This window comes from Pseudomonas sp. R3-41 (genome assembly GCF_054161485.1).
Map to the genome: position 1 here is coordinate 1,370,875 of NZ_CP096421.1, position 18,794 is coordinate 1,389,668.

Genomic DNA, 18,794 nt, shown 5'->3' on the forward strand with positions numbered 1-18,794 from the left:
AGGGGGTTGTCCGGGTGGACTCCAGCTATTGGGGTGATAGGTGATGGATGGGCGTGTTTGGATGGTTGCTCTCCTGGGCAGGCGCTTTTGTGGCGAGGGAGCTTGCTCCCGCTCGGTTGCGCAGCGACCGCAAAAATTCTGGGGCCGCTTCGCAGCCCAGCGGGAGCAAGCTCCCTCGCCACAAGGGCTTGTCCGCCAAGTTTGCGCAAGGGGGACACGTCAGGATCAGCTATCATGCCGCGCGGGTTTCGTTATGGAGACATCCCTTTTGCGCATCGCCCTTCTGTTATCGGCCTGGTTGTTGAGCCTGGGTGCCAGTGCCGCGCCCAACGACGTCGCCACCCTGGACCGCAGCACCTGGCCGGAACAACTTACCAGCCCGACGCTGTTCGACGTGGCCTCGCGGGCCGAGATCCTGATGTTCGCCCGGGGCCTGCTGGATATCGATGCCATGGATGAAATCGCGCTCAAGCAGTACTTGGGGTTGCGCACGGTCAACATGGCTGCGGTCGACGCGCTTCGCGCACGGCTGTGGCAGCGGCTGCTGGCCAATTACAACTTTGCCCAGCGCAGTTGCGATCAGGATGCTTCTTTCTGTTATTTGGTCGAGGACATGGCCACCCTGCGCGAAGAGGCTCGCAGGTTCCATCTGGATGACAACTCCTACTACATCAAATGGGCGGCGCCGAGCCAGATTTTCCATACCCAATATCGCGATGAACTGCTGCGTAAAGCCGCGCTTTTTCCGCAAACCAGCAGTGAAGTCGCTCGTTTTGGCGACTACGAGCGCAATGGCGAGAACATGAACGATCGGCTGTTCCTGCTGACCTTCGACAGCGCCGCCAACGTGGTGCCGGACAACACCCCGTGGCTGACCGATTACCTGCGCAAAGCCAACATGAACGGCACTTTTTTCGTGCTGGGCAAGGACATCCAGGCGCGGCTGGAGGAACGCTCGGCCAACAGCCTCCAAATGTTGTATGCGGGGCAGTGCGTGGGTGTGCAGGGCTGGGAGTTTCGTTCCCACAGCCATTGGCAGGACTGGCAAGACTCGGTCCGGCGCAGTGTCGAGCTGGTAAAAGGCAAGTTGCCCGAGAATTACGTACCGCTGTTCCGTCCGCCCCAAGGCCAGCGTCGAGGCGATGCCGAAGGGTTTTTCCGGCAGCAGGGCCTGCAAGTGGCGCTGTGGGACATCGATCCCCAGGACAGCGGCAATCGGCTCAAGCCTGAGCAAAGCGCCCAGCGTGTACTGACCCTGATGCTGCTATGGCGTCACGGGGTGATCAATTTCAACGCCAAGCAGGATGGGGTGAAAACGGCAATGCCCTGGCTCATGGCGCAGACGGCGCAGAGCGGGATCGGTTGGGCGGACTGCCAGGAAGCGTTTCGCTGAAACCGGAAAAAGCCCGGAAACATTGGGGAGGGAGGAAAACCCGGGCCACATTCGTGACAACCGGACTTCCGACTTTAACGGCGCAATGACGGTACGCCAAGGGTTATTCGTCACTCTGAAAAATAAACTTCAAAAAAACGTCAAAGTGCTTTTTCCTGTCATGTGTTTTGGAGTATCAAGAAGTCAGACCGCCGAAACCTGCAACACAGGTGGCGTCTTCCAAGACCCAATTGTGTGCAGTTCACCTGAATCCTCGCGGGTGAATTCGGTGGCTACCTCGAGGCGCAGCACTGTCACGGTATTGCGTCGAATGGCCCCCACATAGGTGACCGAGTATGGATGACCACGGACGTAGCCCTTCCTCCAACCAGCCAATCCTCTATGTACTCGATACCAACGTATTGATCCACGATCCAAACGCGCTCCTGAACTTCGAAGAACACCACGTTGCCCTCCCGATGACCGTGCTTGAAGAGCTGGACAAGCTCAAGAGCGGGCACCACAGCGTTGCGGCCGAATGCCGGCAGGCGATCCGCCTGATCGACAAGACCCTGGGCGATGCATCCCCGGAAGATGTCGAACTCGGCGTGCCGATCCAGCGTGGAAAAAGTGGCCCCAAGGGCCTGCTCTCGATCCTGATGAGCAAGCGCACCGAACCCAACCTGGTGCTGCCTGAACACCTGAACGACAACATCATCATCAACCAGTTGATCGACCTGCACGCGCGCAACAAGGACCAGGCCGTGGTGTTGGTGACCAAAGACATCAACATGCGCCTCAAGGCACGCGCCTGCGGGATCGCGGCGGAGGACTACAGCACCGACCAACTGGTCGACGACGTTTCGCTCTTGCCCAATGGCTACCACAACATGACCGGTTCCTTCTGGGACCGTGTGAGCAAGGTCGAGACCCGCCAGGACCATGGCCGCACCTGGCACCAGGTGCAACTGATCGACAACCTGCCGGCGGTGCACATCAACGAATTCATCATCGACGAACAAGGCTTCGTCGGCTGGATCAAGGAAATCCAGGTCGACAAATTGCTGATCCTGGATTTGCACCAGGAACCGCTTTTGCATCAAGAGGCGTGGGGCCTCAAGCCTCGTGACATCTACCAGAGCCTGGCGCTGTTCGCCTTGCTCGATCCGGATATCCACCTGGTCAACCTGTCCGGCGCCGCCGGTTCCGGCAAGACCATCCTGGCCCTGGCCGCCGCTATCGAGCAGACCATGGTCAGCAAACGCTACCGGCGCATCATCGCCACCCGCAGCGTGCAGGGCCTGGACCAGGAGATCGGTTTCCTGCCCGGTACCGAAGCGGAGAAAATGGAGCCGTGGCTGGGGGCGATCACCGATAACCTCGAAGCCTTGCACATGGATGATGAAAGCACCCATGGCAGCGTCGACTACATCCTCAGCAAAGTGCCGTTGCAGTTCAAATCCCTCAACTACATTCGCGGGCGCAGCTTCCAGCAGAGCCTGATCCTGATCGACGAATGCCAGAACCTGACCCCGCACCAGATGAAAACCATCATCACCCGTGCCGGTGCCGGTTCCAAAGTGGTGTGCCTGGGTAACCTGGCGCAGATCGACACCCCGTACCTGTCCGCGACCAGCTCCGGGCTGACCTACCTGACCGAACGTTTCAAGGACTTCCCCAACGGGGTCCACATCACCCTGCAGGGCGTACCGCGCTCAATCCTGGCCGAATACGCCGAATCCCATCTGTAACTAATCATAAAAACCGGGCGACCTCACCGTCGTCCGGTTTTTTAATGCCTGACACATAACCCCCTTGTGGGAGCGGGCTTGCTCGCGAAGGCGGTGCACCAGTTGACCTATATGTTGCCTGACACACCGCCTTCGCGAGCAAGCCCGCTCCCACAGATGGGATTTGCAGTGTTTGGGAAATAACAGTCATCACAAGGTGCGACAATCAGCCCTGCCGGAATCTGACCCACGGGTTTACAATCGACGTTCCTGATCAGGAGTAACCCTGTGCTGACTCATCTCGATTCCCAAGGTCGCGCCAATATGGTTGACGTGACCGACAAGGCCGTGACTTTCCGTGAGGCCACGGCCGAAGCTTTTGTGCGCATGCTGCCCGACACGCTGCAGATGATCGTCAGCGGCGGTCATCCCAAGGGCGATGTATTCGCCGTTGCGCGCATTGCCGGCATCCAGGCGGCCAAGAAAACCAGTGACCTGATTCCGCTCTGCCACCCGTTGATGCTCACCAGCGTCAAGGTCGAACTCAATGCCGAAGGCGAGGATCGGGTGCGCATCGTCGCCCGCTGCAAACTGTCGGGACAGACCGGCGTGGAAATGGAAGCGCTCACCGCCGCCACCGTCGCTGCGCTGACCATCTATGACATGTGCAAGGCCGTCGACCGGGGCATGACCATCGAAGGCGTGCGGGTGCTGGAAAAGCTCGGCGGCAAGAGCGGCCATTTCCAGGCGGATGCGTCATGAACATCACCGTGAAGTTCTTTGCTCGCTACCGTGAAGCGCTAGGCGTGGACTCGGTAAAGGTGGAAGGCGATTTCGCCACGGTCGACGATGTGCGCGCATTGCTCGCCCAGCGGGACGGTGCCGAGGTGCTGAAAGAGCAAAACCTGATGTGCGCGCGCAATGAAGATCTGTGCCAGCTCGACGAACCATTGGCGGACGGTGACGAAGTTGCGTTCTTCCCCACCGTGACCGGAGGCTGAACCATGGCGATTCGTGTGCAGGTCGAACCGTTCGACCCGGGTGTTGAAGTCAACGCGATGCATGCGGCCAATGTCGGCGTGGGGGCGGTGGTGAGCTTTGTCGGCTACGTGCGCGACTTCAATGACGGCCTCGATGTGTCAGGGATGTTCCTGGAGCATTACCCGGGCATGACCGAAAAAGCCCTGGGCAAGATTGCCACCGAGGCCGAGCAGCGCTGGCCGTTGCTCAAGCTAGAGGTGTTGCACCGTATCGGGGCGCTGGAGCCGGGTGAGCCGATCGTTTTTGTCGGCGCCGCCAGTGCCCATCGCCAGGCGGCGTTCGACGCCTGCGCCTTTGTCATGGACTACCTCAAGACCCGCGCGCCGTTCTGGAAGAAGGAAAACACCGTCGACGGGCCGCGCTGGGTGGAAGGGCGGGACAGTGATCATGCGGCGGCGGATCGCTGGAAGCAGTGAGTAGCCTGAGAGTCCGCTATCGTCGGATCGCCGCCCGGAGCAGGCTCGCTCCCACATTTGATCTGTGTGGAACACAAATGTCGTGTATGACACGGATTCCCTGTGGGAGCGAGCCTGCTCGCGAAGGGGCCATCAGCCTCCCATCACATTCCCTGTTTCCCCCAATTGACGATATGTACATTAAAGTCCACTATGGATTTATAAGTACAAAACAGTCGCGCCCACCTTTCTCTGCCAAACCAACAACAACCGCGAGAGAACATCATGAGCAAACTCCCCCTCATCACCGGCCTGGCCTTGAGCCTGTTGGCCTCCAGCGGCCTGTTCGCCGCTGAGAAAACCCTGCGCATCGGCATCGAGGCGGCTTATCCGCCGTTTGCTTCCAAGACCTCGGAAGGCAAGATCGAAGGTTTCGATTACGACATCGGCAACGCCTTGTGCACCCAGATGCAGGTCAAGTGCGAGTGGATCGAGGGTGAGTTCGACGGGCTGATCCCGTCGCTCAAGGTGAAGAAGATCGACCTGGCGCTGTCGTCCATGACCATCACCGAAGAGCGCAAGAAGTCGGTGGATTTCACCCACAAGTACTATTTCACTTCATCGCGGCTGGTGATGAAGGAAGGCGCTGTGGTCGATGACCAGTACGCCAGCCTCAAGGGCAAGACCGTGGGCGTGCAACGGGCGACCACCACGGATCGCTACGCCACTGAAGTGCTCGAACCCAAGGGCGTGGTCGTCAAGCGCTACAGCAACAACGAAGAAATCTACATGGACCTGGCGTCCGGTCGCCTGGACGCGATTTTCGCCGACACCATCCCGCTGGAAGACTTCCTGTCGATGCCTCGTGGCAAGGGCTACGCGTTCGTCGGGCCGGAGCTCAAGGACCCGAAATACGTGGGAGAGGGCGCTGGTATCGCAGTGCGCAAAGGCAATACCCAGTTGGTGGCGGACTTGAACAAGGCCATCGATGGGATTCGGGCGAATGGGGAGTATCAGAAGATCCAGGCCAAGTATTTCAAGTCTGATATCTACGGCGACTGATCAATCGCCTTCGCGAGCAAGCCCGCTCCCACATGGATCTTCGTCGGACATAAATCTCGTGTTCAACGCAAATCCCTTGTGGGAGCGGGCTTGCTCGCGAAGGCGTCAGTAAGGCATCAAAGGTCTCAGCCCTTCAACTCCTTCAAATGCTTGTACACCGTCGCCCGCCCCATGTTCAGCACATTCGCCACATAGTTGGACGCACTCTTGCCCTTGAACGCGCCTTCGGCATGCAGCGCCAATACCAGCTCGCGTTTGTGGTCGCGGGTCAACAGGTTCAAGCTCAGTTGACGCTCGCGCATCCAGGCGTGCAGGAAGGTGTTGATCCGCTCCTGCCAGTCATCGCGAAACAGTGAATCCGGCTGGGGGATCAGCTTTCCCGGCGACAGGAACAGATCCAGCGCGGCCTTGGCATTCTCGAACAGCGAAATATTCAGGTTGATGCACAGCACCGCCAACGGACGACCCTGGGCATCGCGCAGGACGCTGCTGAGGCTGCGAATCTTCTGTCCGTCCCAATTCAGTTTTTCGTACGGCCCGATGTTCCGTTCGCTGACGTCCTCACTGAGCATGTCTTCCAGGGACGAGTCATCGCCAATTTCGCGCTTGGACAGGTTATTGGCGATGTAGTCGACTTTCTGGGTGCGCAGATCGTGCAGCACCACTTCGGCGTGGGGGTAGAACAGCGTGGCAATGGCATCGGCGATGGTGCGGAAGTTTTCCAGCGCCGGATCGGGTGGCGAAGCGGTCATGACAGGGCTCCAGGCAGCGTCAGCGCCCCGTGGAACAGGGGCGCGGGGAGTGTGCCGCAATCGTGGCGATGCGTCACCTCAGTTGGTTCACCCCAGGCGCTTGGGCGATAGCATGGCGCTGCTCAGGCCGAAACGGGCCAGGGCTTCGGGCAGCGGTTCGCCACGCACCAGCGCCGCGCTGGCCTGGCCCATGGCCGGTGACGTCTGGATGCCGTAGCCGCCCTGGGCTGCGACCCAGAACAGCCCGGGCACCTGTGGATCGAAACCGGACAGCAGATCACCGTCGTGGACGAAACTGCGCAACCCGGCCCAGGTGCGGGTCGGACGGCGAATGGTCAGGGTGGTGGCCTCTTCGATCTGGTAGATGCCCATGGCGATGTCCAGCTCCTCCGGCTGCACGTCGTGGGGTTCCACCGGGTCGGCGTTGGCCGGCGAGCCGAGGAACATGCCGGCGTCGGGCTTCATATAGAAGGATTCGTCGAGGCTCACCAGCATTGGCCAGTCGTGGATATCCACGCCCTCGGGGCCGGCGAAGATGAACGCCGCGCGGCGCTTGGGTTGCAGGCCCAGTTTGCGGGCGCCGGCCATTTCGGCCAGTTGATCGGCCCAGGCGCCGGCGGCATTGATCACGATGGGGGCGGTGAAGGTCTGGCTGGCGGTTTTCACCTGCCAAAGTCCTTGGTCATCGCGGCCCAGGCCCAACACTTCGCTGTCGGTGTGCACACTGCCGCCGCTGCGACGGATGCCACGCAGGTAGCCTTGGTGCAGGGCATCCGTATCGATGTCGCAGGCCGTGGGGTCATAGATCGCCCCGTGGACCTTTTCCCGCCGCAGGATCGGCAGCCTCACGCAAGCTTCGTCGGCGCTGAGCAGTTGCATCTGCGGCACCGTGGCCTTGGCGCTCAGGTATTGGTTGTTCAGCTCGGCGGGGTCACCGGTGAAGTCCACGGTCATTTCGCCCCGTGGGCTCAGCAGCGGGTGCTCGCAGAAACCGGCCGGTGGTGCGTCGAAAAAATCCCGGCTGGCCTGGGTTAGCGCCCGCACCTGAGGGGTGCCGTAGGCCGCGGTGTACAGCGCCGCCGAGCGTCCGGTGGAATGGTAGGCCGGGTGCGATTCGCGTTCGAGTACAACGACCCGGCCGTGGGGTGCCAGCCAGTAACCGGTGGAAGCACCGGCAATGCCGCCGCCGATGATGATGAAGTCTGCTGAGGTCATGAAGCTCTCCTGTCGAGCACATTGCCGGGAGTTCGCGGAACCTGTGGGAGCGGGCTTGCTCGCGAAAGCGGCGTGTCTGCCACATCAATGTTGAATGTGCTGCCGCCTTCGCGAGCAAGCCCGCTCCCACAGGGAATCGAGTTGTGTCAGTGGTGGTGCAACCGATACAGCGCATGCGCCAACGCAACATCCTCCAGCCCCAGGCCGATGGAGCGGAAGAATACGTGGCGGTGGTAGTCAGGACGCTCCACGTGTTCGCTGAGCAATTCAGGTAAGTCACCGATGATGCTCGACGCTTGCCAGCCGTGCTGTTCGCTGGCGATCAACATTTCACCGGCCGAACCCGGGGTGGTCTGACGATAGTCGCAGAATACGTCCATGTCATTGAGGCGCTGGGGCGGTATTTCGTGGGCGCGTGGGGCGTTGGTGCTGATCGATGTAATCAACGCCGGCTTGCCCAGAGCCTGGGGGTCGAACACCGCTTTGGCGGACGAGGTGCAGAGCATCACCACATCGGCATCGTGCAGCGCCGCTTCGAGGGTGTCGGCGATTTGCAGGCGCGGGTCCAGGCCGGTGAGCGAGGCAAGTTCCTGCGCCGACTTGGTTTTCAGGCCGGGCGAAAACAGGCTGATGCCTTGCCAGTCCCGCAGGTCCTTGACGTAATGCACATGCGCCCGCGCCACCGCGCCGCTGCCAATGACCACCAAGCGCCGGGCGGTATGCGGGGCGAGGGCATCGACGGCGACGGCGGTGGTCGCGGCGGTGCGGGCGGTGGTCAGTTCGGCGGCATCGCACAGCAGCAGCGGTTGGCCGGTCTGCATCGACATCAGCAAGGTCCAGGCGGTCACCAACGGGCCTTGCTCGCGCACGATGTAGGGCGAGGTCTTGATCCCGTAGACCTGTTCTTCAGCCAGCACGCCCAGGTAATTGATGAAGTCCCCGGCACCCTGGGGAAACACCACCAATTGCTGGGGTGGCTGCACCGCTTGCCCTGCTGCGAGATCACGAAACAGCTTGCGCAAGATGTGTGGCACATCGACCTGTCCGAGCAATTCTCGGGCTGTCGCTTGGGTCATGACATAAGGCGTGCTGGACATAGGGACTCCGGGATGGGCTTTTAAACTAATTTGTCCATTATGGACTTTTAGTTTATTCGAGCAATATCCAGGGGCAAAAAAAAGCGCAGCCTGTCGTGGCTGCGCTTTTTGTTTTGTGGGGCCGTTAAGGGCGCTTGCGCTCAACCGGCCGCAACAAATGCGTCGGTGGCATCTCACAACTGATCTTGCGCCCCAGCAACGCCTCGATCGACGGCAATTGGTAAGAATCATCTTCACCGGCGAAGCTGATCGAAACCCCAGCGGCCCCGGCACGACCGGTGCGGCCGATACGGTGCACGTAATCGTCCGGTACTTCCGGCAGGGTGAAATTGATCACATGACTGATACCGTCGATGTGGATACCACGACCGGCCACGTCGGTGGCAACCAGTACGCGGATCTTGCCTTCGCGGAAGCCTTCGAGGGTCTTGATGCGCTTGTGCTGGGGCACGTCGCCGGAGAGTTGGGCGGCGTTTACGCCATCACGCACCAGGCGTTCTTCGATACGCCGCACTTCGTCCTTGCGGTTGGCGAATACCATCACCCGTTCCCAACCGTTGTCGTTGACCAGGTTGTAGAGCAGCTTGTATTTGTCGGCACCGGCGACGGCGTAGATATGTTGCTCGACGTTTTCGCTGGCGACGTTCTCGGCTTCGATCTCGACGATGGCCGGGTCGGTGGTCCACTGCTTGGCCAGGTTCATCACGTCTTCGGTGAAGGTGGCGGAGAACAGCAGGGTCTGGCGTTCGCTTTTCGGTGGGGTCTGGCGAATGATCTGGCGCACTTGTGGGATGAAACCCATGTCGAGCATGCGGTCGGCCTCGTCCAGCACCATCACTTCGACCATGTCCAGGTGCACGTCGCCGCGCTGGTTGAAGTCCAGCAGGCGGCCCGGGGTGGCCACCAGGATGTCGCAGTGGCGGGCTTCGAGGTGCTTGAGTTGCTTGTCGAAATCCATGCCGCCGACGAACGTCATCACGTTCAGGCCGGTGTACTTGGTCAGGTCGGCGGCGTCCTTGGCGATCTGCACCACCAGCTCGCGGGTCGGCGCGATGATCAGTGCCCGCGGTTCGCCCATGTAGCGTTCCTTGGGCGGCGGGGTCTGGAGCAATTGGGTGATGATGGAGATCAGGAACGCGGCGGTCTTGCCGGTGCCGGTCTGGGCGCGACCGATGGCGTCTTTGCCGGCGAGGGTGTAACCGAGCACTTGCGCCTGGATCGGCGTGCAATAGGGGAAACCCAGGTCCTGGATGGCATGCATCAATTCAGGGGCGAGCTTGAAGTCGTGGAAGCGGGTCTTGCCTTCCTGGGGTTCTACGGCGAAGTCCTCGAGTTTCCAGGCGACGACCGGTGGTTTCGGTGCGCGTTCGCGGCGCGGCCTGGGGGCTTCGTTGCGAGGTTTCTCGGGCTCGGGGGCCGTGACAGGCTGGACGACGGGTTCTTTTGTTGCCTGTGCAACAGGTGCCGCCCGGCGCGGTTGTTGCGCATCGGTATGGCTCGGGCCGTGGGTCGGCGCTGTGGGGCCAGGCGCGAGTTGCTCGGCCTCGCTTTTACCGAACATCTTCTTGAGTGCTTTGAGCACGGTCATCTCATCGATTGGTTAAGGAATGTACGCCGGCCAGTGTAATGCAAGAAACGGGCGCGGCGTAGTGGGATCGTCAAAGGACCGGCGTGGCGATTGGCCGCTTAGCGCAACCGCTCGGCCAGCCAGGTGCCGATGTCGCGAATCTCCTCGGGTAACACTTCGTGGCCCATTGGGTATTCCTGCCATGTCACGGTGACACCATGCTGCTTTAAATACTCTTTAGCAGTCCGCCCCATGGGGTTGAGTACCACTTCGTCGTATTGACCATGCAGCGCCAGGACCGGAATGCGCTGCTGGCTGGCCGATAATTGCAGTTCTTCGCTGAAGGTCGGTGCATAAGTAGACAGTGCGACCACGCCGCCCAGCGGGCCCTGCCATTTCACGAAAGCGGTGTGATAGACCACCGCGCCACCTTGGGAAAAACCGGCGAGGAAAATCCGCGAGGCGTCTATTCCGCTGGCTCGCTGGGTTTCGATCAGGTCAATGACCCGTTGCGCCGAGGCTTCGAGTTGCTGTTCGTCGATGGCCCGGGCCGGGCTCAAGGCACGAATGTCGTACCAACTGGGCATGGCATAGCCGCCGTTGATCGTTACTGGTTGGGTCGGGGCCTGGGGTAGAACGAAACGTGTGGTGAGCAGGCTTTGCTGCAACATTTCGGCGACCGGCAGGAAATCAAAACGATCGGCGCCCAGGCCGTGGAGCCAGATAACGCACGCGTCAACAGTGCCGCTGGGCTCGAGAATCAAGGGGTCGGTCATGGTTGTGCTCCAAATCTGTGCGGGTGCGCTCAATCAGTGCGTGATTACAGTGCGCTTCCGGTGTCTCAGTTAATTAGATGTCGCAAAGTTGAAAGTTTTTGTCTTGACGTGTTTTACATGGCCTAAGCGCAGCGGTCTGGTACGGGCTTTGCTATGGGGTAGCTGAGTGATGATTCTTACGCTGCGCGGTAACACTATCAGTTAGACGCGCCGCATGGGATATCAGAAATCCGGTGATGAATGTTCGCCAATAGCCGCTACGGGGCTTCGCGAACGTGAAGGGCTACAGCCCGTTCGGCCGATTGGTGAGAGATGGGCATGACCACTGTTTACGGACATCCTCATTAGTAGACCCATAGCGAAAGTCCAGACGTCGGTTGACCCTAAAAAAAGCCAACAAGGGTCGGCAATGCCCCAAAAGGGTGCGACAGGGCTCGAGCTCCGACACAACAAGAGCAAAACTGGAGGTTTGAATGAAGTTACTGAAATCCACCCTGGCAGTCGTGACTGCAGCAGCAGTCCTCGGCGTCAGCGGGTTCGCTCAGGCGGGTGCAACCCTGGATGCCGTGCAGAAGAAAGGTTTTGTGCAATGTGGTGTAAGTGACGGCTTGCCGGGTTTCTCGGTACCTGATTCCACCGGCAAGATCGTTGGTATCGACGCTGACTTCTGCCGTGCCGTGGCCGCTGCGGTGTTTGGCGACGCGACCAAGGTCAAGTTCAGCCAGTTGAACGCCAAGGAGCGCTTCACCGCGCTGCAATCCGGCGAAATCGACATGCTGTCGCGCAACTCCACCATGACCAGCTCCCGTGATGCGGGCATGGGCCTGAAGTTTCCTGGCTTCATTACCTACTATGACGGCATCGGTTTCCTGGCCAACAGCAAACTGGGCGTCAAGAGCGCCAAGGAACTGGACGGTGCGACCATCTGCATCCAGGCCGGTACCACCACCGAGCTGAACGTGTCCGACTACTTCCGCGCCAACGGCCTGAAGTACACCCCGATCACTTTCGACACCTCCGATGAAAGCGCCAAGTCGCTGGAATCCGGCCGTTGCGACGTGCTGACCTCCGACAAGTCCCAACTGTTCGCCCAGCGCAGCAAGCTGGCGTCGCCGAAGGACTACGTGGTCCTGCCGGAAACCATCTCCAAGGAGCCACTGGGCCCGGTCGTGCGTAATGGCGACGACGAGTGGCTGGCCGTTGTGCGTTGGACTGGCTACGCCATGCTCAATGCTGAAGAAGCCGGCATCACTTCGAAAAACGTCGAAGCTGAAGCCAAGTCCACCAAGAACCCGGACGTCGCTCGTATGCTGGGCGCTGACGGTGAATACGGCAAAGACCTGAAGCTGCCGAAGGACTGGGTCGTGCAGATCGTCAAGCAAGTCGGCAACTACGGTGAAATGTTCGAGCGCAACCTCGGCAAGGACACCCCGCTGCAGATCGATCGCGGTCTGAACGCTCTGTGGAACGCAGGCGGCATCCAATACGCACCACCAGTGCGCTGATGGTTCTATCACCCGGTGGGCCAACCACCGGGTGATGTTCTGTTCCATTCTTTGCGGGGCACTTCATGCAAAATTCAATCGGCGCACCTAAGCAGAGGCTCAGCCTCAGCGATCCACGAGTGCGTGCGTGGGTATTTCAGATCGTCACCATCGTGGCGGTTATTTCGCTGGGCTGGTTTCTGTTCGATAACACGCAGACCAACCTGGAACACCGGGGCATCACGTCCGGTTTCGGCTTTCTGGAACGCAGTGCCGGGTTCGGCATCGCCCAACACCTGATCGACTACACCGAAGCGGACAGCTATGCCCGCGTCTTTGTCATCGGTTTGCTCAACACCCTCCTGGTGACCTTCATTGGCGTGATTCTGGCGACCATCCTGGGGTTCATCATCGGCGTCGCACGCTTGTCGAAGAACTGGATCATCTCCAAGCTGGCGACCGTCTATGTGGAGGTTTTCCGTAACATTCCACCGCTGTTGCAAATCCTGTTCTGGTACTTCGCCGTATTCCTGACGATGCCGGGACCACGGGCTGCCCACAATTTCGGTGACACCTTCTTCGTCAGCAGCCGCGGCCTCAACATGCCAGCGGCGCTGATGGCGGATGGGTTCTGGCCGTTCGTGGCCAGTGTCGTGCTGGCGATCGTCGCTATCGTGCTGATGACCCGCTGGGCCAACAAGCGTTTCGAAGCGACCGGCGAGCCGTTCCATAAATTCTGGGTGGGCCTGGCGCTGTTCCTGGTGATCCCGGCACTGTGCGCCGTGATCTTCGGTGCGCCTGTGCATTGGGAAATGCCGGAACTCAAGGGCTTCAACTTCGTCGGTGGCTGGGTACTGATCCCTGAACTGCTGGCCTTGACCCTGGCCTTGACCGTGTACACCGCGGCGTTCATCGCCGAGATCGTGCGCTCGGGCATCAAGTCCGTGAGCCATGGCCAGACCGAGGCGGCCCACTCACTGGGCCTGCGCAACGGTCCGACCCTGCGCAAGGTGATCATCCCGCAAGCCTTGCGCGTGATCATCCCGCCGTTGACCAGCCAATACCTGAACCTGGCGAAAAACTCTTCCCTGGCTGCCGGTATCGGTTACCCGGAAATGGTTTCGCTGTTTGCTGGCACGGTGTTGAACCAGACCGGTCAGGCCATCGAGGTGATCGCGATCACCATGAGTGTGTACCTGGCGATCAGTATCAGCATTTCCTTGCTGATGAACTGGTACAACAAGCGCATTGCGCTGATCGAGCGGTGAGGAAAAGCGCATGACATCCCATACTTTCAAACCTGATATGCCGCCACCGAGCAAAGTGTTCGGGCCGGTGGCATGGATGCGCGCGAACATGTTCTCCAGCTGGCTCAACACGCTGCTGACATTGTTCGCGTTCTACCTGATCTACCTGATAGTTCCACCGATCCTCGGTTGGGCTATCCTCGATGCCAACTGGGTGGGCACCACCCAGGCCGACTGCACCAAGGAGGGCGCCTGCTGGGTGTTCATCCAACAGCGTTTCGGCCAGTTCATGTACGGCTATTACCCGACGGGCCTGCGCTGGCGCGTAGACCTGACCGTGTGGGCGGCAGTGCTGGGTGTGGCGCCGCTGTTCATCTCGCGCTTCCCGCGCAAGGCGATCTACGGCCTCGGCTTCCTGGTGCTGTACCCGATCATTGCCTGGTGCCTGCTGCACGGTGGCGTTTTCGGTCTGGATACCGTGGCGACCAGCCAGTGGGGCGGCCTGATGCTGACGTTGGTGATCGCCACCGTCGGTATCGTCGGTGCTCTGCCGCTGGGCATCGTCCTGGCCCTGGGCCGTCGCTCGAACATGCCGGCGATCCGCGTGGTCTGCGTGACCTTCATCGAGTTCTGGCGCGGTGTGCCGTTGATCACGGTGCTGTTCATGTCGTCGGTGATGCTGCCGCTGTTCCTGCCCGAAGGCATGAACTTCGACAAGCTGCTGCGGGCATTGATCGGGGTGATCCTGTTCCAGTCGGCCTATGTGGCCGAAGTGGTGCGCGGCGGCCTGCAAGCCATTCCGAAGGGGCAGTACGAAGCGGCCGCGGCGATGGGCCTGGGTTACTGGCGCAGCATGGGCCTGGTGATCCTTCCACAGGCACTGAAGATGGTGATCCCGGGGATCGTCAACACCTTCATTGCACTGTTCAAGGACACGAGCCTGGTGATCATCATCGGCCTGTTCGACCTGCTCAACAGCGTGAAACAAGCTGCCGCCGACCCGAAATGGCTGGGCATGGCCACTGAAGGCTATGTGTTTGCCGCCCTGGTGTTCTGGATTTTCTGTTTTGGTATGTCCCGCTATTCCATGCATTTGGAACGCAAGCTGGACACTGGCCACAAGCGTTAGGAGTTGACTCATGAGTGAAGCGATCAAACAGCCTGTGAGCCCTGAAGGCATTATTCAGATGCAGGGCGTGAACAAGTGGTACGGCCAGTTCCACGTGTTGAAAGACATCAACCTGAACGTCAAGCAGGGCGAGCGTATCGTGCTGTGCGGCCCGTCGGGTTCCGGCAAGTCCACGACTATCCGCTGCCTCAACCGCCTGGAAGAGCACCAGCAGGGTCGCATCGTGGTCGATGGCGTGGAACTGACCAACGACCTCAAGCAGATCGAAGCGATCCGCCGTGAAGTCGGCATGGTGTTCCAGCATTTCAACCTGTTCCCGCACCTGACCATCCTGCAGAACTGCACCCTGGCGCCGATGTGGGTGCGCAAGATGCCCAAGCGCAAGGCCGAGGAAATCGCCATGCATTACCTGGAGCGCGTACGCATTCCAGAGCAGGCGCACAAGTATCCGGGCCAGCTCTCGGGCGGTCAGCAACAGCGTGTGGCCATTGCCCGTGCCCTGTGCATGAAGCCGAAAATCATGCTGTTCGACGAACCGACCTCGGCACTCGACCCAGAGATGGTGAAAGAGGTGCTGGACACCATGATCGGCTTGGCCGAAGACGGCATGACCATGCTCTGCGTGACCCACGAGATGGGCTTCGCCCGCACCGTGGCCAACCGCGTGATCTTCATGGACAAGGGTGAAATCGTCGAACAGGCTGCGCCGAACGACTTCTTCGACAACCCGCAGAACGATCGCACCAAGCTGTTCCTGAGCCAGATCCTGCATTGATCGGCGTTAGGCAGTGAAATAAACCCGGACTTGTCCGCAATGCTGTTCACGTAAGAAAAACGGTGAACCCGTGGCGAGGGAGCTTGCTCCCGCTTGAGTGCGAAGCGCTCACAAAGAGGGGGCCGCTACGCAGCCCAGCGGGAGCAAGCTCCCTCGCCACGGATTTTTCTACCGCCCGATGTGAATAGCGTTGGACTTGTCCGTTTTTTTTCTGTTTTGGCTGCTCAGTGAGTCGTGAGGGTTTCGTGCTCTTTATGCGCCGTAGTCTTGAATCCTCTCAAGTCCGCACCTTCAGCCAGGGTTCGTGCATCTACGAGCAAATGCGGGTAGCGATCAAGCAGGCGCATCAGTAGCATCAACGCTTTTGGTGGCAATACCTCGCCGCGCTCATAGCGGGAAAACGCGTTGTGCCCGCCACCTGACAACAGCGCTACCGCTTCTTTTTGAGAGAGATTCAGTTTGCGCCGGACACGTTTGATCTCTTCGCCAATCATTCGCCTGGCCGCATTGACCAGCTCATCACCGGCGTGGTCATAGCGATCCGAGCAGCTTGAATCGAGCTCGACTTCGCCGCACATCTGACATTCCCAGCCAGACAAGTCATCGACCCGGCGTTCCAGTCCCTTGACGCTGATGGTTTCGCCGCGACCTTCGAAATGCAACATGCCCTCCGGGGCACCACAGCTGAAGCATTGCTGGTGTTTCATGAGTTTTTCTCCTTGAAGGAAATTACCGGTGGGCCTCCGCTGGGGCGGTACGTCACTTTCAGGTAAATCTGCAGACCGTGTGAATTGGCGTGGTAGACGTCATGCCAGACTCGATGATCGTCATAGGTGGTCATCGATTTATAGAACTGTTTGCGCTCAAGCCCATGGATGACCTGCAGCATATCCGAGACGTTTAAACCGAGTGTCCGAGCAGTGTTCTTCGCAGTGCTGGTGAAAGCTTTCCCTTTAAGTCGCCTGACATCCGCCTGTATCGCCACCAAGGCGTAATGGGGTGTGTTCTTTTCCATGGAACGGTGCGTCCTGTTCGTAAAATTACCCTCAAAGGGTAATTTTGACTAATCGAAAATCTCGTTTCATTTGCCTCCGATTGACCCTAGGCAGTTGCCGTCCTACACGAAGCTGACTAACATGTCAGAAAATTCATCCCATGATTGGATGAAAGGGCGGACTCTATGTCAGATATTTCTCCATTAACGAAACGCTCCCTGGTCGATCAGGCCCTGGAGCAATTGCGTCGACGAATCAGCGAGGGCGTGTGGGCTGTCGGCCAGCGCTTGCCCACCGAGCCAGAGTTGGTGGCGGAGCTGGGTATCAGCCGCAACACGGTGCGCGAAGCCATGCGCGTGCTGGCGTTTTCCGGTTTGATCGAGATCCGCCAGGGCGATGGCAGCTACGTGCGGGCGATGGTCGATCCGCTGGATACCCTCAAGGTGTTGTCGCGCTGTTCGCTGGAACAGGCCCGGGAAACCCGGCACATCCTGGAAGTAGAGGCCATTGGCCTGGCGGCGCTGCGGCGTACTGATGAGGATTTGCTTGCCTTGCGCCAGGCGCTGAAAACCAGCGGCGAGCATTACCACGGCGACCTGGAGCACTACATTAAGTGCGACCTGGTGTTCCATCGCCTGCTGGTGGACGCCGCGCATAACCCGGCCCTCAGCGAGCTGTATCGCTATTTCTCCAACGTGATCGGCGCGCAATTGCGCCAGAGCCTCAACATCATTCCCCGTCATCAACATGTGTTCGATTTGCATATCGAGATTCTCGAAGCCGTCGAACGCCAGGATCCGGAGCGGGCCAAGGCCCTTTGCCGGCAGTTGATCAATGAACCCTGAACCAGAGCTTTCCATGTCCCGCGATCCGCTTGACCGCACCCCTTTGACGCCGAAAAAAACGCGCCGCCGAACTCGAAGAACTGTTGATCGACGCCGAAGCCGACGATGAGCAGGCCCAGCAGAGCCACCCGTTGGTACGACGTCCCTGGTTGTTGCTGCTTGGGTTGATTCTGGTGGCGCTGAACTTGCGTCCGGCGCTGTCGAGCATGGCGCCGTTGCTCAGCGAGGTTTCCAAGAGCCTTGGCCTGTCGGCTGCGCAAGCAGGTTTGCTGACGACCCTGCCCGTGCTTTGCCTGGGATTGTTCGCACCGCTGGCGCCTGTGCTGGCGCGACGCTTTGGTGCGGAGCGCGTCGTGCTGGGCATTTTGCTGACCCTGGCCTGCGGCATCGTCTTGCGCAGTTCGTTCGGCCAGTTCGGCTTGTTCGCCGGCAGCATCCTGGCGGGCGCCAGCATCGGCGTCATCGGGGTGCTGCTGCCCGGCATCGTCAAGCGCGACTTCGCCAAGCAGGCCGGCACCATGACCGGTGTCTACACCATGGCGCTGTGCCTGGGCGCGGCGATGGCGGCCGGGGCGACGGTGCCGTTGAGCGAGCACCTTGGCCACGACTGGGCCTTGGGCCTGGGGTTCTGGGCGGTCCCAGCGCTGCTGGCTGCGGTGTTCTGGTTGCCGCAAGTGGGCGAAAAACACGGTGCCCATCAGGCGGCGTACCGGGTTCGCGGTTTGCTGCGCGATCCCCTGGCCTGGCAAGTGACCTTGTACATGGGGCTGCAGTCCTCCCTGGCCTACATCGTCTTTGGTTGGCTGCCCTCGATCCTGATTGGGCGTGGCCTGACCCCGACCCAGGCCGGGCTCGTGCTGTCCGGTTCGGTCATCGTGCAGCTGATCAGTTCGCTGGCGGCGCCTTGGCTGGCCACGCGCGGCAAGGACCAGCGCCTGGCCATCGTGGTCGTCATGGTCATGACCCTGGGCGGGTTGTTCGGTTGCCTTTACGCACCCATCGATGGCTTATGGGGCTGGGCGATCCTGCTGGGCCTGGGGCAGGGCGCGACGTTCAGCTTGGCGCTCACGCTGATCGTGTTGCGTTCGCGGGACGCCCATGTGGCCGCCAACCTGTCCGGCATGGCCCAAGGCTTTGGTTATACGCTGGCGTCGCTGGGGCCCTTCGCGGTGGGCGTGGTCCACGACTTGACCGGCGGCTGGAATGCACTGGGCTGGATCTTCGGCCTGATTGGCCTGGGGGCGATCATTGCGGGCATCGGCGCGGGCCGGGCATTGTATGTCGGCGTCAGCAGCGAAAGGGTCTGACCTTC

The 18,794-nt window shown here is 60.2% G+C and carries 18 protein-coding genes and 1 pseudogene; 12 read left to right on the plus strand and 7 right to left on the minus strand.

What is annotated here, in order from left to right; translation table 11 throughout:
- Nucleotides 1-268: 268 nt before the first annotated feature.
- The 6 genes from M1D99_RS06190 (at nucleotide 269) to M1D99_RS06215 (ending at nucleotide 5,600) form a co-directional block, all read left to right on the plus strand.
- Complete coding sequence (locus M1D99_RS06190; RefSeq protein ID WP_250962857.1) at nucleotides 269-1,393, plus strand: polysaccharide deacetylase family protein; 1,125 nt, start codon at nucleotides 269-271, stop codon at nucleotides 1,391-1,393.
- Between the two features lie 335 nt (nucleotides 1,394-1,728).
- Nucleotides 1,729-3,123, plus strand: coding sequence for a PhoH family protein (locus M1D99_RS06195; protein WP_186705150.1), 1,395 nt, complete (start codon nucleotides 1,729-1,731; stop codon nucleotides 3,121-3,123).
- 267 nt (nucleotides 3,124-3,390) lie between these two features.
- Nucleotides 3,391-3,864: a cyclic pyranopterin monophosphate synthase MoaC gene (moaC, locus tag M1D99_RS06200; protein ID WP_434574436.1), complete on the plus strand. Its 474-nt coding sequence runs from the start codon at nucleotides 3,391-3,393 to the stop codon at nucleotides 3,862-3,864.
- Nucleotides 3,861-4,103: a molybdopterin converting factor subunit 1 gene (gene moaD / locus M1D99_RS06205; protein ID WP_186705151.1), complete on the plus strand. Its 243-nt coding sequence runs from the start codon at nucleotides 3,861-3,863 to the stop codon at nucleotides 4,101-4,103. Before moaC ends, moaD begins: the two co-directional genes overlap by 4 nt.
- A 3-nt stretch (nucleotides 4,104-4,106) precedes the next feature.
- Entirely contained in the window at nucleotides 4,107-4,559 is a 453-nt protein-coding gene (gene moaE / locus M1D99_RS06210; protein ID WP_053124900.1) for a molybdopterin synthase catalytic subunit MoaE, read from the plus strand.
- Between the two features lie 264 nt (nucleotides 4,560-4,823).
- The gene (locus M1D99_RS06215) at nucleotides 4,824-5,600 is read left to right on the plus strand and encodes an ABC transporter substrate-binding protein (protein WP_434574437.1); all 777 of its coding nucleotides are present in this window, start codon (nucleotides 4,824-4,826) and stop codon (nucleotides 5,598-5,600) included.
- Between the two features lie 125 nt (nucleotides 5,601-5,725).
- Here the strand turns inward: M1D99_RS06215 and M1D99_RS06220 are convergent, their stop codons facing one another.
- The 5 genes from M1D99_RS06220 to M1D99_RS06240 all read right to left on the minus strand — a co-directional run bounded on the left by M1D99_RS06220 (nucleotide 5,726) and on the right by M1D99_RS06240 (nucleotide 11,007).
- Entirely contained in the window at nucleotides 5,726-6,352 is a 627-nt protein-coding gene (locus M1D99_RS06220; protein ID WP_053187036.1) for a helix-turn-helix transcriptional regulator, read from the minus strand.
- Nucleotides 6,353-6,439: 87 nt separating this feature from the next.
- A complete protein-coding gene (locus M1D99_RS06225) occupies nucleotides 6,440-7,567 on the minus strand; it encodes an NAD(P)/FAD-dependent oxidoreductase (RefSeq protein WP_458131521.1) in 1,128 nt (375 codons plus the stop codon).
- Nucleotides 7,568-7,713: 146 nt separating this feature from the next.
- A complete protein-coding gene (locus tag M1D99_RS06230) occupies nucleotides 7,714-8,664 on the minus strand; it encodes an ornithine cyclodeaminase family protein (protein WP_458131522.1) in 951 nt (316 codons plus the stop codon).
- 124 nt (nucleotides 8,665-8,788) lie between these two features.
- Nucleotides 8,789-10,252, minus strand: coding sequence for an ATP-dependent RNA helicase RhlB (rhlB, locus tag M1D99_RS06235; RefSeq protein ID WP_186705156.1), 1,464 nt, complete (start codon nucleotides 10,250-10,252; stop codon nucleotides 8,789-8,791).
- 98 nt (nucleotides 10,253-10,350) lie between these two features.
- A complete protein-coding gene (locus tag M1D99_RS06240) occupies nucleotides 10,351-11,007 on the minus strand; it encodes an alpha/beta hydrolase (protein WP_186705157.1) in 657 nt (218 codons plus the stop codon).
- Nucleotides 11,008-11,480: 473 nt separating this feature from the next.
- On the opposite strand from M1D99_RS06240, the gene M1D99_RS06245 reads away from it, so the two are divergent.
- The 4 genes from M1D99_RS06245 to M1D99_RS06260 all read left to right on the plus strand — a co-directional run bounded on the left by M1D99_RS06245 (nucleotide 11,481) and on the right by M1D99_RS06260 (nucleotide 15,642).
- Nucleotides 11,481-12,512 carry an amino acid ABC transporter substrate-binding protein gene (locus M1D99_RS06245; protein WP_186705158.1) on the plus strand — a complete coding sequence of 344 codons (1,032 nt, stop codon included), beginning with the start codon at nucleotides 11,481-11,483 and terminating at the stop codon, nucleotides 12,510-12,512.
- A 65-nt stretch (nucleotides 12,513-12,577) separates the two neighbouring features.
- Nucleotides 12,578-13,759 carry an amino acid ABC transporter permease gene (locus M1D99_RS06250; RefSeq protein ID WP_434574443.1) on the plus strand — a complete coding sequence of 394 codons (1,182 nt, stop codon included), beginning with the start codon at nucleotides 12,578-12,580 and terminating at the stop codon, nucleotides 13,757-13,759.
- A 10-nt stretch (nucleotides 13,760-13,769) separates the two neighbouring features.
- Nucleotides 13,770-14,867, plus strand: a complete 1,098-nt coding sequence (locus M1D99_RS06255) for an amino acid ABC transporter permease (RefSeq protein ID WP_434574444.1) — start codon at nucleotides 13,770-13,772, stop codon at nucleotides 14,865-14,867.
- A 10-nt stretch (nucleotides 14,868-14,877) separates the two neighbouring features.
- Nucleotides 14,878-15,642: an amino acid ABC transporter ATP-binding protein gene (locus M1D99_RS06260; protein ID WP_003178331.1), complete on the plus strand. Its 765-nt coding sequence runs from the start codon at nucleotides 14,878-14,880 to the stop codon at nucleotides 15,640-15,642.
- 224 nt (nucleotides 15,643-15,866) lie between these two features.
- Here M1D99_RS06260 and M1D99_RS06265 read toward each other — a convergent pair whose 3' ends face one another.
- Nucleotides 15,867-16,349: a type II toxin-antitoxin system MqsA family antitoxin gene (locus M1D99_RS06265; protein WP_186705161.1), complete on the minus strand. Its 483-nt coding sequence runs from the start codon at nucleotides 16,347-16,349 to the stop codon at nucleotides 15,867-15,869.
- The gene (locus M1D99_RS06270; RefSeq protein WP_458131523.1) at nucleotides 16,346-16,657 is read right to left on the minus strand and encodes a type II toxin-antitoxin system MqsR family toxin; all 312 of its coding nucleotides are present in this window, start codon (nucleotides 16,655-16,657) and stop codon (nucleotides 16,346-16,348) included. The genes M1D99_RS06265 and M1D99_RS06270 overlap by 4 nt, the downstream gene beginning before the upstream one ends.
- Nucleotides 16,658-16,822: 165 nt before the next feature.
- On the opposite strand from M1D99_RS06270, the gene M1D99_RS06275 reads away from it, so the two are divergent.
- Together M1D99_RS06275 and M1D99_RS06280 are read left to right on the plus strand one after the other, a co-directional pair.
- On the plus strand, nucleotides 16,823-17,482 hold the full coding sequence (locus tag M1D99_RS06275; protein ID WP_434574445.1) for a FadR/GntR family transcriptional regulator: 660 nt from the start codon (nucleotides 16,823-16,825) through the stop codon (nucleotides 17,480-17,482).
- Nucleotides 17,472-18,789: pseudogene (locus tag M1D99_RS06280) on the plus strand (CynX/NimT family MFS transporter). The gene M1D99_RS06275 and the pseudogene M1D99_RS06280 overlap by 11 nt, the downstream one beginning before the upstream one ends.
- The last annotated feature ends 5 nt before the right edge of the window (nucleotides 18,790-18,794 follow it).

What these genes read in the sequence shown, in the direction of transcription:
- moaD (WP_186705151.1), top strand. Translation starts at nt 3,861, where the DNA reads ATGAACATCACCGTGAAGTTCTTTGCTCGCTACCGTGAAGCGCTAGGC.
- M1D99_RS06225 (WP_458131521.1), bottom strand. Translation starts at nt 7,567, where the DNA reads ATGACCTCAGCAGACTTCATCATCATCGGCGGCGGCATTGCCGGTGCT.
- M1D99_RS06245 (WP_186705158.1), top strand. Translation starts at nt 11,481, where the DNA reads ATGAAGTTACTGAAATCCACCCTGGCAGTCGTGACTGCAGCAGCAGTC.
- M1D99_RS06230 (WP_458131522.1), bottom strand. Translation starts at nt 8,664, where the DNA reads ATGTCCAGCACGCCTTATGTCATGACCCAAGCGACAGCCCGAGAATTG.
- M1D99_RS06195 (WP_186705150.1), top strand. Translation starts at nt 1,729, where the DNA reads ATGGATGACCACGGACGTAGCCCTTCCTCCAACCAGCCAATCCTCTAT.
- M1D99_RS06260 (WP_003178331.1), top strand. Translation starts at nt 14,878, where the DNA reads ATGAGTGAAGCGATCAAACAGCCTGTGAGCCCTGAAGGCATTATTCAG.
- M1D99_RS06250 (WP_434574443.1), top strand. Translation starts at nt 12,578, where the DNA reads ATGCAAAATTCAATCGGCGCACCTAAGCAGAGGCTCAGCCTCAGCGAT.
- M1D99_RS06240 (WP_186705157.1), bottom strand. Translation starts at nt 11,007, where the DNA reads ATGACCGACCCCTTGATTCTCGAGCCCAGCGGCACTGTTGACGCGTGC.
- M1D99_RS06270 (WP_458131523.1), bottom strand. Translation starts at nt 16,657, where the DNA reads ATGGAAAAGAACACACCCCATTACGCCTTGGTGGCGATACAGGCGGAT.
- rhlB (WP_186705156.1), bottom strand. Translation starts at nt 10,252, where the DNA reads ATGACCGTGCTCAAAGCACTCAAGAAGATGTTCGGTAAAAGCGAGGCC.
- M1D99_RS06265 (WP_186705161.1), bottom strand. Translation starts at nt 16,349, where the DNA reads ATGAAACACCAGCAATGCTTCAGCTGTGGTGCCCCGGAGGGCATGTTG.
- moaE (WP_053124900.1), top strand. Translation starts at nt 4,107, where the DNA reads ATGGCGATTCGTGTGCAGGTCGAACCGTTCGACCCGGGTGTTGAAGTC.
- M1D99_RS06255 (WP_434574444.1), top strand. Translation starts at nt 13,770, where the DNA reads ATGACATCCCATACTTTCAAACCTGATATGCCGCCACCGAGCAAAGTG.
- M1D99_RS06220 (WP_053187036.1), bottom strand. Translation starts at nt 6,352, where the DNA reads ATGACCGCTTCGCCACCCGATCCGGCGCTGGAAAACTTCCGCACCATC.
- M1D99_RS06275 (WP_434574445.1), top strand. Translation starts at nt 16,823, where the DNA reads ATGTCAGATATTTCTCCATTAACGAAACGCTCCCTGGTCGATCAGGCC.
- M1D99_RS06215 (WP_434574437.1), top strand. Translation starts at nt 4,824, where the DNA reads ATGAGCAAACTCCCCCTCATCACCGGCCTGGCCTTGAGCCTGTTGGCC.